This window comes from Pseudonocardia sp. P1, from assembly GCF_000178675.2.
Lineage (GTDB): Bacteria > Actinomycetota > Actinomycetes > Mycobacteriales > Pseudonocardiaceae > Pseudonocardia.
Map to the genome: position 1 here is coordinate 397,241 of NZ_ADUJ02000001.1, position 13,387 is coordinate 410,627.

Here is a 13,387-nt window from a genome sequence, read left to right on the forward strand (position 1 = left end):
CCGGGGCGGGCCGCCGTCGTGTGCGGGGTGGGGCGCCGCGCTCAGCGCGGGCGCACGGTGAGCGCCTGACCGCTGCGGCCGGTGTGGCCGTGCTCGTCGAACAGGGTGGCCGAGCAGGTGCCGAGCCCGTCCGGCCCGATGACGGTGGCGGCGTCGACCCCGATCCATTCGCCCTCCGGCGCCCGGTGCAGGTGCACGGTCAGCTCCGTGTTGACGAACAGCCACTTCCGGACGTCCAGCGGCGCCGCGACGCCGTTCGCGCAGTCCGCGGCGACCATCAGCCGCTGCGCCGGGGTCGGCTCCTCACCGTCGACCAGCGGGACCCGGAGCCGGACCCAGGCCCGCGCCGGCCCGAGAGCGCCCAGCTCGTCGCCGCCGAGCCACGACCACTCGGTGGCGTCGAGGAAGCCGGGCAGCCAGCCGTCGGGCCGCTCGGTGCGGATCGTGCCGGTCCCCGGGCCCGGCAGCGGCGCGACCGCGCCCTGCTCGGCACCGGCGGTGTCGCCGGCGGCGAGCCGCCAGGCCCGCGCCCGGAGCACGTCGCGACCGCCCGCCGACATCGTCGCCGAGAGCAGCTCGATGGTGCGGCCCGGCCGCTCGACCTCCGCGGTGACCGTGACCGGGCCGGCCGGGACCATGCCCAGCACCTCGACCGACGCGCGGGCGAGTCGCCAACCCGCCTCGGCGCCACCCGGGCGCGACTCGGGCAGGCGCTCCATCGCCCGGACCAGCAGCGCGGACGGCGGCCCCATGTGCTGGGCGTCGGCGTACCACGGGCCGGTGGTCGACGGGGTCGCCTCGAACTCGCCGACGGTGCCGCCGCCGTCGCCGGTGCGCTCGCCGTGGGGCAGGTAGAACGGTCCGGGGGGAATGGGGGACGTCACGGCCGCGATCATGCCCCGACGGCCTCGCCCGCGGCGTCACCGGGCCACCCGGGGTAGGGCGGTGGCACGCCGTCCCAGGCGGGGCAGTGCGCGCGGTGGTCGCACGTGCGGCAGGCCCGCCCCCGGTTCGGGCGGAAGTCCCCGGTCGGTGCCGCCCGCCGGATCGCGGACCAGACGGCGTCGAGGAGACGGGCGAAGCGGTGCAGCTCGTCCTCGTCCGGCCGGTAGGTCAGCGCGGTGCCGTCGGACAGGTACAGCAGCCGCAGCTCGTCGGGGACCCGGCCGCGGGTGAGCAGCACCGTGAGCGCGTAGAACTTCAGCTGGAACAGCACCGAGCCCTCGAAGCCCTCGCCGGGCGTCGCACCGGTCTTGTAGTCGACGACCCGCAGCGTGCCGTCCGGTGACTCGTCGAGCCGGTCCACGATCCCCCGCAGTGGGACGACGCCGTCCGCCCCGTCGAGACTCGTCTCGACGCGCTCCTCCACGGCCACCGCGGGGACCTCCGCCGGGTCCTCGAGGGTGAAGTAGGTGTCGAGCAGCCCGGCCGCGGAGTCCAGCCACACCGCCAGCTCCGGGTCGCCGGGACCGGTGAACAGCGGGCCGCCGGTGACCGCGTCGCCGAGCCCGGCGGACAGCTCGTCCCAGCAGGGGCCGAGCAGGGCACGTGCCGCCGCCGGGGTGCGCTCGGGCGCCGGCAGCGCGAACAGCCGCTCCAGCACCGCGTGCACGAGGGTGCCGCGGACCTGCGCGCGGGACGGCGGCTCGGGCAGCCGGTCGACGGCCCGGAACCGGTAGAGCAGCGGGCAGCGCCGGAAGTCCGCCGCCCGCGACGGCGACAGCGCGGGCGGGCGCGGCGCCGGACCGGCGGACCCGGCCTCCACGACCCCCGCGGCGGGCGGCACCGCGGCGGCCGGGTGGGGGAGCGGCTCCTCGGCGGTCACGATCCCGAGGCTAACCGGGACCCCCGACGGTCCCGCTCAGCCCGGCGGCGTCGTCGTGGCCGCACCGGGGCCGTCCGGATCGGGCGCGCCCTCGGGGACGGCCCCGGGGGCGGCCGGGTCCGCGGCCGGGGGCGCCGGTGCGGCTGGTTCCGGTGCGGTGCTGCCGGCCGGCGGGGCGGGCTCCGTCGCGGGGCCGTCCGGGGTCCCCTCGGGCACGGCCGGAGCCGGGCTCCCCGGCTCCGGGGTGGCCGGTGCCGGTGCGGCGGGCCCCGGGGGGACGGTGCACGCGGTGACGGCGTCCTCGGGCCCGGCGTCCGGGCAGTCGCCGCCGTCGGCCCCGCCGTGCAGGACGTCGGCCGCGGGCGGGTCCTCCGGGCCACCGAGGAGCGTGTCGGCACCGGCGTTGCCGTAGAGCCGGTCCGCCCCGTCGCCGCCGGTGAGCCGGTCGTCACCGTCGCCGCCGACGAGGACGTCGTCCCCGGCGCCGCCGTCGAGCACGTCGTCGCCCCCGGCCCCGACGATGCAGTCCCGCCCGGGCGAGCCGGTGATCCGGTCCGCACCGGGGGTGCTGATGATCAGGAACGGGCCGGTCGCCCCCGGTCGCTCGGTGCGGGCGTCGAAGGTCGCCCCGTTCCCGGACAGGCTGATCGTCTCGGCGGGCTCGGTGATGCCGGCGTCGACGCACTCGGCGGGCGGCGCCGCCACGGCCGGGGCGACGGTGGGGGAGGAGGCGGCGGGCGCGGCGACCCGCAGCGACCGCGTGCCCAGCAGGTTCGTCGTGATGCGGAGGGTGCCGTCGACCCGGTCGGTGAACCCGCCGCTCACCTTGAGCCGCAGGGTGGCGGCCTCGGTACGCGGCAGCAGCACGATCGCCCCGACCGTCACCTTCACCGGGACCGTCGTCACGGTCCCCGGCTGCAGCGTCGCGACGACGCGGTCCTTCCCGTCGAGCAGCGCGCAGTACGACTCCGCGGCGCGCGACCCGAGCGTGACGACCAGCGACCCGACGTTGAGCCCGTCGAGGAGGCCACCGACCCCGTTGGTGCACGCCGTCGACGTCGTCGCGGGCAGCGACAACGACAGCGTCGCGGGCACCGTGCCCCGGTAGTCCACGGTGACCGTCGCGGTCGTCGTGGACCCGGCGCGGAGCCCGGTGAGCGCGACGGCGGGCGGCGCCGACCGGCCGCCCAGCACGACCGTCGCCGACGAGGTGGCGCCTGCCGCTCCGGGATCCCGGTCGACGAAGGTCGCCCAGGTGCCCCAGGCCGCGGCGGAGACCGCGACCAGCACGACCGCGGCCCCCAGCGCGAGCACCGCCCGCCGCCGGGGGACCGCCGGGCTCACGTGTTCTGGTTCAGGGTGAACGTCGACCCGATCGAGATCCGGTCACCCTGCACCTTGTTGTCGGCCGCCGCCGGGAGGGCGAACTGCAGCTTGTAGACGCCGTCGGAGTTGCCCCCGAGCGTCCCGGCCGGGAGCGGCGAGTTGACGAAGGTCTTCAGCGGGACGGCGGCGGCCGGCGTCGTCACCCCGGGCCCGGACAGCACCTGGACGGTCATCTGGTCCTGCAGGTTCCCGCCGGCGGCGCACTTGCCTGCCGCGACGCCCTCCGCCTCCGCCTCCGGCTCGGTGCAGGTGACGTCGGCACCGGTGACGGTCAGGTTCCCGGTGACGGTGCCGGGGACGGTCCCGACGTTCCGCACCGTGACGTCGACGGTCGTGCTGAACCCGGGGGCGATGTTGTCCTGGTTGAACAAGGTCGTGCTCGCGTTGGAGCCGACGGTCAGGTCGAGGGTGCCGGACGCGGCGTTGCCGGACGGGCCGTCCTCGGTGTCGGTGAAGGCGGCATAGGTGCCGAGGCCGATGGCGAGCACAGCCACCGCCACGGCCGCGATGCCGATCGCGAGGCGCTTGCGGTTGTCCATGGGACACTCTTTCCCACCGGGTCGCCGCAGGTCACCGCTCGATCGTGTACTGCACGTGCCGTAGCGGGCACTTATGGTGAGCGGATGGGCCGACATTCCTCCGGACCCTCCCGTGCGTCCTGGCCGGCGGCCGAGCCCGCTCCCCGCCGCTCGTTGCCCGGCCGGCTGGTCGGCGGGCTGGTCACCCTGCTCGTCCTCGCGGCGGTCGCGGTCGCCGTGGCGGTGGCCGTGGTCCCGGCCGCGACCGGGTCGCGGGCGCTGACGGTGCTCTCCGGGAGCATGGTGCCGACGCTGCCGGTGGGGTCACTGGTCGTCTCCCGCCCGGTCGACCCGGGATCGGTCGTCGTGGGCGACGTCGTCTCGTTCGTCGACCGCGACCCTGCGAGCGGGGAGACCCGCACGGTGACCCACCGGGTCGTCGAGGTGGCACCGGGGCCGGTGTTCACGACCCGCGGGGACGCGAACGCCGCGCCCGACCCGCACCCGGTCACGGCGGAGAACCTCCTCGGGCGGCTCTGGTACCACCTGCCGTGGGTCGGTGGCGCCGCCGGCTTCCTGCGGACCGGGCCCGGGCTGGTCGTCGGCGGGGGTGCGGTGCTGCTGCTGATCGGGCTGGTGCTGCTGGTGCCGAAGCGGGGCGGGCGCCCCGGCGGCGGGACGGGTGGGGCGCGCGGCTAGCGTCGTCGCCCGTGCACGACGCCCTCCCGACCCCCGACGGTCCCCTCGCCGCCTCCGACGACACCGTCACCTGGGAGCCGCCCCGGCGCGGCGGCCCGTTCCGGGACGGGGACCGGGTCCAGCTGACCGACCCGAAGGGACGCCACTACACCGTCGTCCTCGAGTCGGGTGGCGCCTACCACACCCACCGCGGCCAGATCGAGCACGACGACATCATCGGCGCCGACGAGGGCAGCCTCGTCCACTCCGCCGCGAACACCCCCTACCTGGCCCTGCGGCCGCGGCTGGCCGACTACGTCCTGTCGATGCCGCGCGGCGCGCAGGTGATCTACCCGAAGGACGCCGCACAGATCCTGATGTGGGGCGACGTCTTCCCGGGCGCCCGGGTGCTGGAGGCCGGTGCGGGGTCCGGGGCTCTGACCTGCTCACTGCTGCAGGCCGTCGGGCCGACCGGCCGGGTCGTGTCCTACGAGGTCCGCGACGACCACGCCCCGCACGCGGTGAGCAACGTCGAGAAGTTCTTCGGGCACCGCCCGCCGCACTGGGACCTCACCGTCGGCGACGTCCGCGAGCACCGAGGCGAGGTCGACCGGGTCGTCCTGGACATGCTCTCGCCGTGGGACGTGCTCGACACGGTGAAGGAGAGCCTGGTCCCGGGCGGGATCCTCGTCGGGTACGTGGCGACCACGACCCAGCTGTCGGTGCTCACCGAGAAGCTCCGCGAGATGCAGTGCTGGACCGAGCCGGAGGCGTGGGAGGCCATGGTCCGGCCGTGGCACGTCGTGGGGCTCGCGGTCCGGCCGGAGCACCGGATGATCGCGCACACCGCCTTCCTGGTGACGTCGCGCCGGCTCGCCGACGGCGTGACCCCGCCCCGGCAGCAGCGCCGCCCGACCGGCCGCTGAGGACGGCGTCCGCACCAGGGGATTCACCCGGATCGCCCTGGCGGCGGACCGCGACGCGCCCGGCGCGGAACAAGAACGTTACGAAGTCCCCTCCGTGTGGACGTGGCGGTGACGGGCGAGAAGCCGCAGAGTGACCACGTGGTGCCGACCGGCTGAGGCCCGGATCACCGGTTCGACGCACCGCCGCGGTTCCCCCGCCCGGGTACCGTGGTGAGACGGAACACGGAGGGAGGCTGCCGTGAACCACCCCTACGACGACGGTCCCGGCAGGCGGGACATCCAATCTGGTCACGATCTCGGCCCGGCCGAGACCGCGGAGCACATCCGTCACCTCGAGAGCGAGATCGCGACGCTGCGTCAGCGGCTGACCGAGACGCCCCGGCACGCCCGAGTGCTGGAGCAGCGCCTGGCCGAGACCACGAGCCGGCTCTCCGCGCTCAACGCGCGCAACGAGAAGCTCACCGAGACCCTCAAGGAGGCGAGGGGGCAGCTGGTCGCACTCCGCGAGGAGGTCGACAGGCTCGCCCAACCCCCGTCCGGATACGGCGTGTTCCTCGGCCGGTACGACGACGACACCGTCGACGTCTTCACCTCCGGCCGCCGGATGCGCGTCCCCGTCTCGCCCGCGGTGGAGGGCGAGCAGCTCCGCAGCGGGCAGTCGGTCCGGCTGAACGAGGCGCTGACCGTGGTCGAGGCCATGGGCTTCGAGCAGGTCGGCGACCTGTACTCGCTGCGCGAGATCATCACCAAGCCCGGTGACGACGGCTCGGCCGGTCGCGGCCTGGTCGTCGGCCACTCCGACGAGGAACGGGTGGTGTGGCTCGCCGCACCGCTGTTCGACCTGGGCGACGAGGAGGGCACCAGCCCGCTCAAGTCCGGGGACTCCCTCATGGTCGACTCGCGGGCGGGCTACGCCTACGAGCGGGTCGCCAAGGCCGAGGTCGAGGACCTCGTGCTGGAGGAGGTCCCGGACATCGCCTACCACGACATCGGTGGCCTGTCCCGGCAGATCGAGCAGATCCAGGACGCGGTCGAGCTGCCGTTCCTGCACACCGAGCTGTTCACCACGTACGAGCTCCGCCCGCCCAAGGGCGTGCTCCTCTACGGACCGCCCGGCTGCGGGAAGACGCTCATCGCGAAGGCCGTCGCGAACTCGCTGGCGAAGAAGATCGCCAAGCAGCGGGGCGACGACCCGGACGAGGGCCGCGCGTTCTTCTTGAACATCAAGGGCCCGGAGCTGCTCAACAAGTTCGTCGGCGAGACCGAGCGGCACATCCGGCTCATCTTCCAGCGGGCCCGGGAGAAGGCCTCGGCCGGTACCCCGGTGATCGTGTTCTTCGACGAGATGGACTCGATCTTCCGGACCCGTGGCTCGGGGGTGTCCTCCGACGTCGAGACGACGATCGTGCCCCAGCTCCTCGCCGAGATCGACGGCGTCGAGGGCCTGGAGAACGTGATCGTGATCGGCGCCTCGAACCGCGAGGACATGATCGACCCGGCGATCCTGCGGCCCGGGCGGCTGGACGTGAAGATCAAGATCGAGCGTCCGGACGCCGAGGGTGCGCAGGACATCTTCTCCAAGTACATCACCGAGACCCTGCCCATCCACGACGACGACGTCGCCGAGTTCGGCGGCAGCCGCAAGGCGTGCGTCGACGGGATGATCCAGCGCATCGTCGAGCGGATGTACGACGAGTCGGAGGAGAACCGGTTCCTGGAGGTCACCTACGCCAACGGTGACAAGGAGACCCTCTACTTCAAGGACTTCAACTCGGGCGCGATGATCCAGAACATCGTCGACCGGGCGAAGAAGTCCGCGATCAAGTCGGTGCTCGAGTCCGGTCAGACGGGCCTGCGGGTCCAGCACCTGCTGGACGCGATCGTCGACGAGTTCGCGGAGAACGAGGACCTCCCGAACACCACCAATCCCGACGACTGGGCCCGGATCTCGGGCAAGAAGGGCGAGCGGATCGTCTACATCCGCACCCTGGTCACCGGCAAGAACGAGGCCACCGGCCGCGCGATCGACACCGCGTCGAACACCGGCCAGTACCTGTAGGCACGCACCCGGCGAACGGCCCCGCCACGGTCTCCGTGGCGGGGCCGTCCGTCGTCGGGCACTCCGCGGGATCAGGGGCTCACGGCGTCCGGGCGCGGACGACGTCGAGGTTGCGGAACGTCGGCTCGCCGGTCGCGATCTTCTGCATCCGCTCGGCGATCCGGGTGGTGGCCGGGTGGTCGGAGTTGCGCATCGCCAGCTCGTGGCTCGGGAAGCCGACGACCTCCACGTAGGTGCCGGGGCGTTCCCGGTCCTCGGCGACGACGTACCACTGCGCGGTGCGCTCGGTGCCGATCTCGCGCATCCACTCCTCGACGAGCCCGTCCATGTCCTCGATGCGGTTCGTGTCGAACTCGATCATCTGGACGAACGAACCGTCGGCGGCGTCCAGCGGGGCGGTCCGCATGCCGGCGCGGATCGCGTCCCGCAGCTCGGGGCCGTCCGTGTGGCCGTGCACGGCCACGGCGTGCCCGCAGGCGGCGTCGAGGACCTCGGCCTCCTCGCCGGTCAGGGTCAGCGTGCAGCCGGACTCGCTCGGCATCTCGCGGCAGTCGACGATCTTCCTGGTCATCATGTCCTCCGGTACGACGGTCGGGTGGGTCACCGATCCCTCGCCGGGGCGCCGCGCGCGCAGCGGCGGATCGCGTGCAGTCGTCGCGGCCCGGAGTCCCGGTCGACGGGCGAGCAGAGTAGCGGCGGGGACCCGACGGCGACGTCGTCACGATTGCCGATCGCAACGGACCCGCCGACACCGTGTCCGATCCGTTCACGACGCGGGGGCGGGCCCGGGCCTAGCCTTCCGCCCATGGACGAGACGATCGGCGCCGAGCTCGACATGATCGGCATCATGGTGACGGACATGGCCCGCTCGGTGGCCTTCTACCGGCTGGTGGGCCTGGAGTTCCCGGACGGCGCGGAGTCGTCGCCGCACGTGGAGACGACCCTGCGCGGCGGCATCCGGCTGGCCCTGGACCTGCAGTCGATGGTGGAGGGCTTCCACCCCGGCGCGGCCCCGACCGGCGACGGACGCATGTCGGTCGCGTTCCGGCTGCCGGGTGCGTCCGCCGTCGACGACGCCTGGAAGCGGATCACCGGCGCCGGGTACGAGTCGGTGCTCGACCCGTTCGACGCGCCGTGGGGCCAGCGCTACGCGACCGTCCGCGACCCGGACGGGTCCCCGCTCGACCTGTTCGCCTGGGTGTGAGCCCTCCGGCCGGTCAGAACTGCAGGCCGAGTGCCCACCCACCGAGCAGGTAGGCGAACAGGGTGATCAGCACGACGCCGACGACGTTCAGTGCCAGCCCGCCACGGGCCATCTGGCCGATCGTGACCACGCCGGACCCGAAGACGATCGCGTTCGGCGGTGTCCCGACCGGCAACATGAACGCACAGGTCGCGGCGAGCGCGGCCGGGATCAGCAGGGTCATCGAGTCGGCCCCGATGCCGATCGCCACGCCGCCGAGCACCGGGATGAACGTCGCGGCCGTGGCGGTGTTGCTGGTGACCTCGGTCAGGAACAGCACGATCAGCACGACGGCGCCGACGAGCAGCAGGATCGGCAGGACCCCGAGACCGGCGACGCTCGCGCCGATGAACTCGTCGAGACCGCTGGAGGCGACCGCACCGGCCAGGGCGAGCCCGCCGCCAAAGAGCAGCAGCACGCCCCAGGGCAGTCCCCGCTGGGCGTCCTCCCAGACCAGGAGCATCCGGTACGGCCGTACGGCACCGGTGCCCTCGCGCGGCTCGTCCGGCGGCTCGGTGTCCGCGGGCAGGAGGAACAGCGCGAGACCCGCCGCGATGGCGATCGCGGTGTCGTTCATCCCGCCCAGCCACGGCAGCGCGGCGTCGATCGCGGCGAACTCCGTGAGGATGCCCGGCACGATCCAGAGCACCGCCGCACCGGCGAACACGCCCAGCACCCGCTTCTCGGCCGTGCTGGCGGGGCCCATCCCGCGGAGCTGGTCGTCGATCATCTCCCGGCCGCCGGGGATCTCCGTGAGGTCGGTGCGGAACAGGAACCGCGTGATGAGCAGCCATGCCACACCGATGAACACGACCACGATCGGCACGCCGAGCTGCATCCAGCCGAGGAAGCTGATCTCGCGGTCGAGCTCGTCCGCGACGTAACCGGCGACGATCGCGTTGGGCGGGCTCCCGAGGAGCGTCCCGAGACCGCCGATCGACGACGCCCAGGCCACCGACAGGACGAGCCCGACCCCGAAGGTCCGCACCGCGGGATCGCGGACGGTCTCGCTGATCGGGGCTCCGCGGCGGACCGAGTCGCCCGAGCTGCCTGCCCGCTCCGCGACGAGGGCCAGGACCGACAGCGCGATCGGGAGCATCATCAGGGTGGTCGCCGTGTTCGACACCCACATCGACAGGAACCCGGTCGCGATCATCATCCCGAGCACGATCCGGGTCGGGGAGGTGCCGACGGTCCGCAGCGTCAGGAGCGCGATGCGCCGGTGCAGGTGCCACTTCTGCATCGCGATGGCGATGAGGAACCCGCCGAGGAACAGGAACACGATCGGATCGCCGTAGTCGGCCGTGATGTCGGAGACGCCGACCACCCCGAGTGCGGGGAACAGCACGATCGGCAGGAGCGCGGTCGCGGAGAGCGGCACCGCCTCGGTGACCCACCAGGCCGCCATCAGCACCCCGATCGCAGCGACGATCCGGGCGTCGGGTTCGAGGGTCTGCGCGGCCCCGAGGAGGATCCAGGTCAGCGCCCCGAGGCCCACGCCGAGTGCCCGGAAAGCCCAGGTGCGGCCCGGTGAGCGGCCGTCGGCCGCGGTCGTCCCTCCGGTGCCGGGCGGGGGCTCGTCCCCGGCCGGCCTGCGCTCCTCGGTCGGGTTCTCCGACGTCCCCGGGTCGGTCGTGGCCATACGTCCCCCTCGTGCCGCGCTGCTCGTTCGGGGGACGAACCTATCCGATTGATCTGGATATGTCCGAATGGTCCACCCCGATCTCCAGGTCGAGGAGCCGGGAGGACAGCGACTTCCCGTGGGTGTCGAGCTCGGCCGACACCGTGACCCCGCCACCCCGCACCCCGGTGCAGACGAACTGCAGGCAGCACACCAGCGGGAGCTCGTGGCGGATCACCTCGCCGCCGACCCACCGGTCCAGCGCGGCACGGACCCGGTCCGGGGTCAGCGCGGCGACCAGGTCGTCGTAGCCGGCGTCGTCGTGCGGGACGACGGTCAGGGTCGCGACGGTGCCCTTGTCCCCGGCCCGGCAGTACGCGATCTCATGCAGCCGCACGGCCGGCCTCCAGCAGGGTGACGTGCGGGGCGACGGCGGCCCGCGGGACCAGGGTGGACAGCACACCGATGACCTCGTCGACGTGCGCGCGGGCGCCGCCCCCGCCCGCCGGACCGTTCGTGTAGAGCGCCTCGACCTCGTGCCCGAGGACGTCCAGTGCGCCGGTGTCGTGGTCGACGGCCGCGACCCGCAGCCGGGCGTCCTCGTCGCCGCCGCGGACCTCGATCCGCGGGGCGACCGGCAGCCCGCGGACCCGTTCGGCGACGACGTCGGCGGCCAGCCGGGCCCGCGCGGCCGCGTTCGGCCCGACGTAGGAGATCCCGGCCTCCAGCCGGTGCCCCGCCCGGTAGCCCACGCTGACCTTGAGCTCGTCGGGCCGGGCCCGGCCCCGTGCGCCCGTCACCCGGACCCGGTCGGGGCCCGCGGTGTCGACCCGCACGCCGCGCAGGTCCAGCAGGACGTCCGGGGTGCGGTAGCCGGTCGGATCGGTGACCTCGTAGAGCAGCTGCTGGCGGACGGTGTGGCGGTCCAGCCGCCCGCCGCTGCCGTCCGGCTTGCCGTAGACGGCGCTGCCGTCCGCCGCGACGTCGGCGAACGGGAACCCCAGCCGGGCGAGGCCCGGGACGTCGAACGCCCCCGGATCGGCCGCGTAGCCGCCGGTGAGCTGGCCCGCGCACTCGAGCAGGTGCCCGACCAGCGTCCCGGCCGCGGCGGGCCCGGGGTCGGCGAGGTCCCAGCCCAGCCGCTGCGCGAGCGGGGCCAGGAACAGCGACGGGTCCGCGACCCGGCCCGTGACGACGACCGCCGCCGACGACTCCAGCGCCGGCAGCAGCGCGTCGGCACCCAGGTAGGCGTTCGCCGAGACGAGCTCGCCGTGCGCGCGCAGCGGGCGCCCGTCCTCGGCGGCGGGGGCGTCCGGATCGATCCGGTCGAGGACGTCGTCGCCGGTGACGACGGCGACCGGGGCCGTCGACCCGAGCCGGTCGAGGTGGTCGCGTACGATCCGGCCGGCCGCAGGCGGGTTGGCCGCGCCCATGTTCGTCAGCAGCCGGACACCACCGGCGAGCAGGTCGGGGAGCAGTGCGGTCAGGCGCTGCTCCAGCCGCGGGTCGTGGCCGGCCCCCGGGTCGGCCAACCTGCGGCGCTGGCCGAGCGCGATCGTCCGCTCGGCCAGGCACTCCAGCACCAGGTCGTCGAGGCGGGCGTGGCGGGCCAGCTCGACGGCCGGGTCGATCCGGTCGCCGGCGAACCCGGCGCCGCTGCCGATCCGGGTCGTGGTCGGGGGCATCGCGTGCGTCCTCCTCGGTCGGGTCGGGTCGGGTCGGGGCGGGTCAGAGGGTCAGTGCGCCCGTGGCGAGCGCGACGACGGTCATCACCAGCGTGGTGCCGAACGCCCAGCCGAAGACGAACCGCTGGTGGCGGCCCAGCTCCACGCCCGTCATCCCGAGCAGGATGAAGGTGGAGGCGGTGAGCGGGCTGAGCGGGAAACCGGTCGTCATCTGGCCCAGGACGGCGGCCCGGGCGACCTCGGCGGGGTCGCCGCCGAGCGCCGCCGAGGTCTCGGCGAGCACCGGCAGCACGCCGAAGTAGTAGGCGTCCGGGGTGAACACGAGGCTCAACGGCATCGAGGTGACGGCGACGGCGACCGGCACCAGCGACCCGGCCCCGTCCGGGACCAGGGAGACGATCGACTCCGCCATCGCCGTGATCATCCCGGTGCCGCCGAGCACGCCGGTGAACACGCCCGCGGCGAAGATCATCGCGGTGACCAGGACGACGTTGTGGCCGTGCTTCTCGAACAGCGCCCGCTGCCCGTCCCAGGTCGGCCGGTTCACCAGCAGCGCGAGCACGAAGGCGCACAGGAACACCACCGGCAGATCGGCGAGCTGGAACAGCAGCACCACGACCAGCGCGAGCGTGAGCACGACGTTGAGGGCGAACCGGACCCGGTCGGCACGGGACCGCACGACGGGCGCGGCCGCGGCGCCCGGGGCGTCCGCCGGGGTGGCCTCCGGATCGAGCTCGACGACGCCGAGGCGGCGCCGCTCCGCGCGCCCGATCAGGTAGGCCGCGAGCAGCACCCACGCGATGCCGGCGCCCATGGCGGGCAGCAGCGGCACGAACACGGCGGTCGCGTCGAGATCGAGTGCCGCCATGGCCCGGGCGGTCGGCCCGCCCCACGGGACCATGTTCATCACGCCCGCGCCGAGGCAGACCAGGCCCGCCAGGACGATCCGGCGCATGCCGAGCCGCTGGTAGAGCGGCAGCATGGCGCTCACCATGATCAGGAACGTGGAGGCGCCGTCGCCGTCCAGCGCGACCAGGACGGTCAGCGCCGCGGTGCCGACGCAGATCTTGAGCGGGTCACCGCCCGCCCAGCGCACCACCCGCCGGATCGCCGGGTCGAACAGCCCGGAGTCGAGCATCAGGCTGAAGTAGAGGATCGCGAAGGTGATCATGATCGCGACCGGGGCGACGGTGTCGAGACCGTCGGTGACGTAGTCCCCGAGGCCGCCGGCGAGCCCGGCGACGACGGCACCCGCGGCGGGGACCACCGTCAGTGCCAGCAGCACCGACACCCGTCCGGAGAGCACCGCCGCCAGGAACACGGCGATGGTCAGGAATCCGATCGCGGCGAGCATCGTCGACCTCCTCGTCGGCGGTGGACCGGCTGTGGCCCGCCGCACACGCTGCTGTCCGGGACCTATGCTCGTCAAAGACCAGATGTGGATCG

13 protein-coding genes are annotated in these 13,387 nt (G+C 74.0%); 4 read left to right on the forward strand and 9 right to left on the reverse strand.

Annotated elements, in window-relative coordinates; translation table 11 throughout:
- Nucleotides 1-41 precede the first annotated feature (41 nt).
- From PP1_RS01365 to PP1_RS01380, 4 genes are all read right to left on the reverse strand, one after another.
- Entirely contained in the window at nucleotides 42-896 is an 855-nt protein-coding gene (locus PP1_RS01365) for a thioesterase family protein (protein ID WP_010227424.1), read from the reverse strand.
- The gene (locus tag PP1_RS01370) at nucleotides 893-1,765 is read right to left on the reverse strand and encodes a RecB family exonuclease (RefSeq protein ID WP_075301595.1); all 873 of its coding nucleotides are present in this window, start codon (nucleotides 1,763-1,765) and stop codon (nucleotides 893-895) included. The genes PP1_RS01365 and PP1_RS01370 overlap by 4 nt, the downstream gene beginning before the upstream one ends.
- Nucleotides 1,766-1,861: 96 nt before the next feature.
- Nucleotides 1,862-3,169 carry a calcium-binding protein gene (locus PP1_RS01375; RefSeq protein WP_075314240.1) on the reverse strand — a complete coding sequence of 436 codons (1,308 nt, stop codon included), beginning with the start codon at nucleotides 3,167-3,169 and terminating at the stop codon, nucleotides 1,862-1,864.
- On the reverse strand, nucleotides 3,166-3,750 hold the full coding sequence (locus tag PP1_RS01380; RefSeq protein WP_010224419.1) for a TasA family protein: 585 nt from the start codon (nucleotides 3,748-3,750) through the stop codon (nucleotides 3,166-3,168). The genes PP1_RS01375 and PP1_RS01380 overlap by 4 nt, the downstream gene beginning before the upstream one ends.
- Nucleotides 3,751-3,834: 84 nt before the next feature.
- Here PP1_RS01380 and PP1_RS01385 point away from each other — a divergent pair, with 84 nt between their 5' ends.
- From PP1_RS01385 to arc, 3 genes are all read left to right on the forward strand, one after another.
- Nucleotides 3,835-4,428 carry a signal peptidase I gene (locus tag PP1_RS01385; protein ID WP_083697350.1) on the forward strand — a complete coding sequence of 198 codons (594 nt, stop codon included), beginning with the start codon at nucleotides 3,835-3,837 and terminating at the stop codon, nucleotides 4,426-4,428.
- An 11-nt stretch (nucleotides 4,429-4,439) separates the two neighbouring features.
- Nucleotides 4,440-5,333 carry a tRNA (adenine-N1)-methyltransferase gene (locus tag PP1_RS01390; protein WP_010224421.1) on the forward strand — a complete coding sequence of 298 codons (894 nt, stop codon included), beginning with the start codon at nucleotides 4,440-4,442 and terminating at the stop codon, nucleotides 5,331-5,333.
- 277 nt (nucleotides 5,334-5,610) lie between these two features.
- On the forward strand, nucleotides 5,611-7,392 hold the full coding sequence (arc, locus tag PP1_RS01395) for a proteasome ATPase (RefSeq protein WP_050802187.1): 1,782 nt from the start codon (nucleotides 5,611-5,613) through the stop codon (nucleotides 7,390-7,392).
- Nucleotides 7,393-7,471: 79 nt separating this feature from the next.
- Here the strand turns inward: arc and PP1_RS01400 are convergent, their stop codons facing one another.
- Entirely contained in the window at nucleotides 7,472-7,996 is a 525-nt protein-coding gene (locus tag PP1_RS01400; protein ID WP_010224423.1) for a DUF1059 domain-containing protein, read from the reverse strand.
- A 201-nt stretch (nucleotides 7,997-8,197) separates the two neighbouring features.
- Here PP1_RS01400 and PP1_RS01405 point away from each other — a divergent pair, with 201 nt between their 5' ends.
- Nucleotides 8,198-8,596 carry a VOC family protein gene (locus PP1_RS01405; protein WP_010224424.1) on the forward strand — a complete coding sequence of 133 codons (399 nt, stop codon included), beginning with the start codon at nucleotides 8,198-8,200 and terminating at the stop codon, nucleotides 8,594-8,596.
- 13 nt (nucleotides 8,597-8,609) lie between these two features.
- Here the strand turns inward: PP1_RS01405 and PP1_RS01410 are convergent, their stop codons facing one another.
- Genes PP1_RS01410 through PP1_RS01425 form a run of 4 tightly spaced genes read right to left on the reverse strand, consistent with a single transcriptional unit; the run spans nucleotide 8,610 to nucleotide 13,295 of the window.
- The gene (locus PP1_RS01410; RefSeq protein ID WP_010224425.1) at nucleotides 8,610-10,277 is read right to left on the reverse strand and encodes an SLC13 family permease; all 1,668 of its coding nucleotides are present in this window, start codon (nucleotides 10,275-10,277) and stop codon (nucleotides 8,610-8,612) included.
- Nucleotides 10,278-10,317: 40 nt separating this feature from the next.
- Nucleotides 10,318-10,653, reverse strand: coding sequence for an AtuA-related protein (locus PP1_RS01415; protein ID WP_010224426.1), 336 nt, complete (start codon nucleotides 10,651-10,653; stop codon nucleotides 10,318-10,320).
- Complete coding sequence (locus tag PP1_RS01420; RefSeq protein ID WP_010224427.1) at nucleotides 10,640-11,941, reverse strand: acyclic terpene utilization AtuA family protein; 1,302 nt, start codon at nucleotides 11,939-11,941, stop codon at nucleotides 10,640-10,642. The genes PP1_RS01415 and PP1_RS01420 overlap by 14 nt, the downstream gene beginning before the upstream one ends.
- 43 nt (nucleotides 11,942-11,984) lie before the next feature.
- Nucleotides 11,985-13,295, reverse strand: coding sequence for a CitMHS family transporter (locus tag PP1_RS01425; RefSeq protein WP_010224428.1), 1,311 nt, complete (start codon nucleotides 13,293-13,295; stop codon nucleotides 11,985-11,987).
- Nucleotides 13,296-13,387 lie beyond the last annotated feature (92 nt).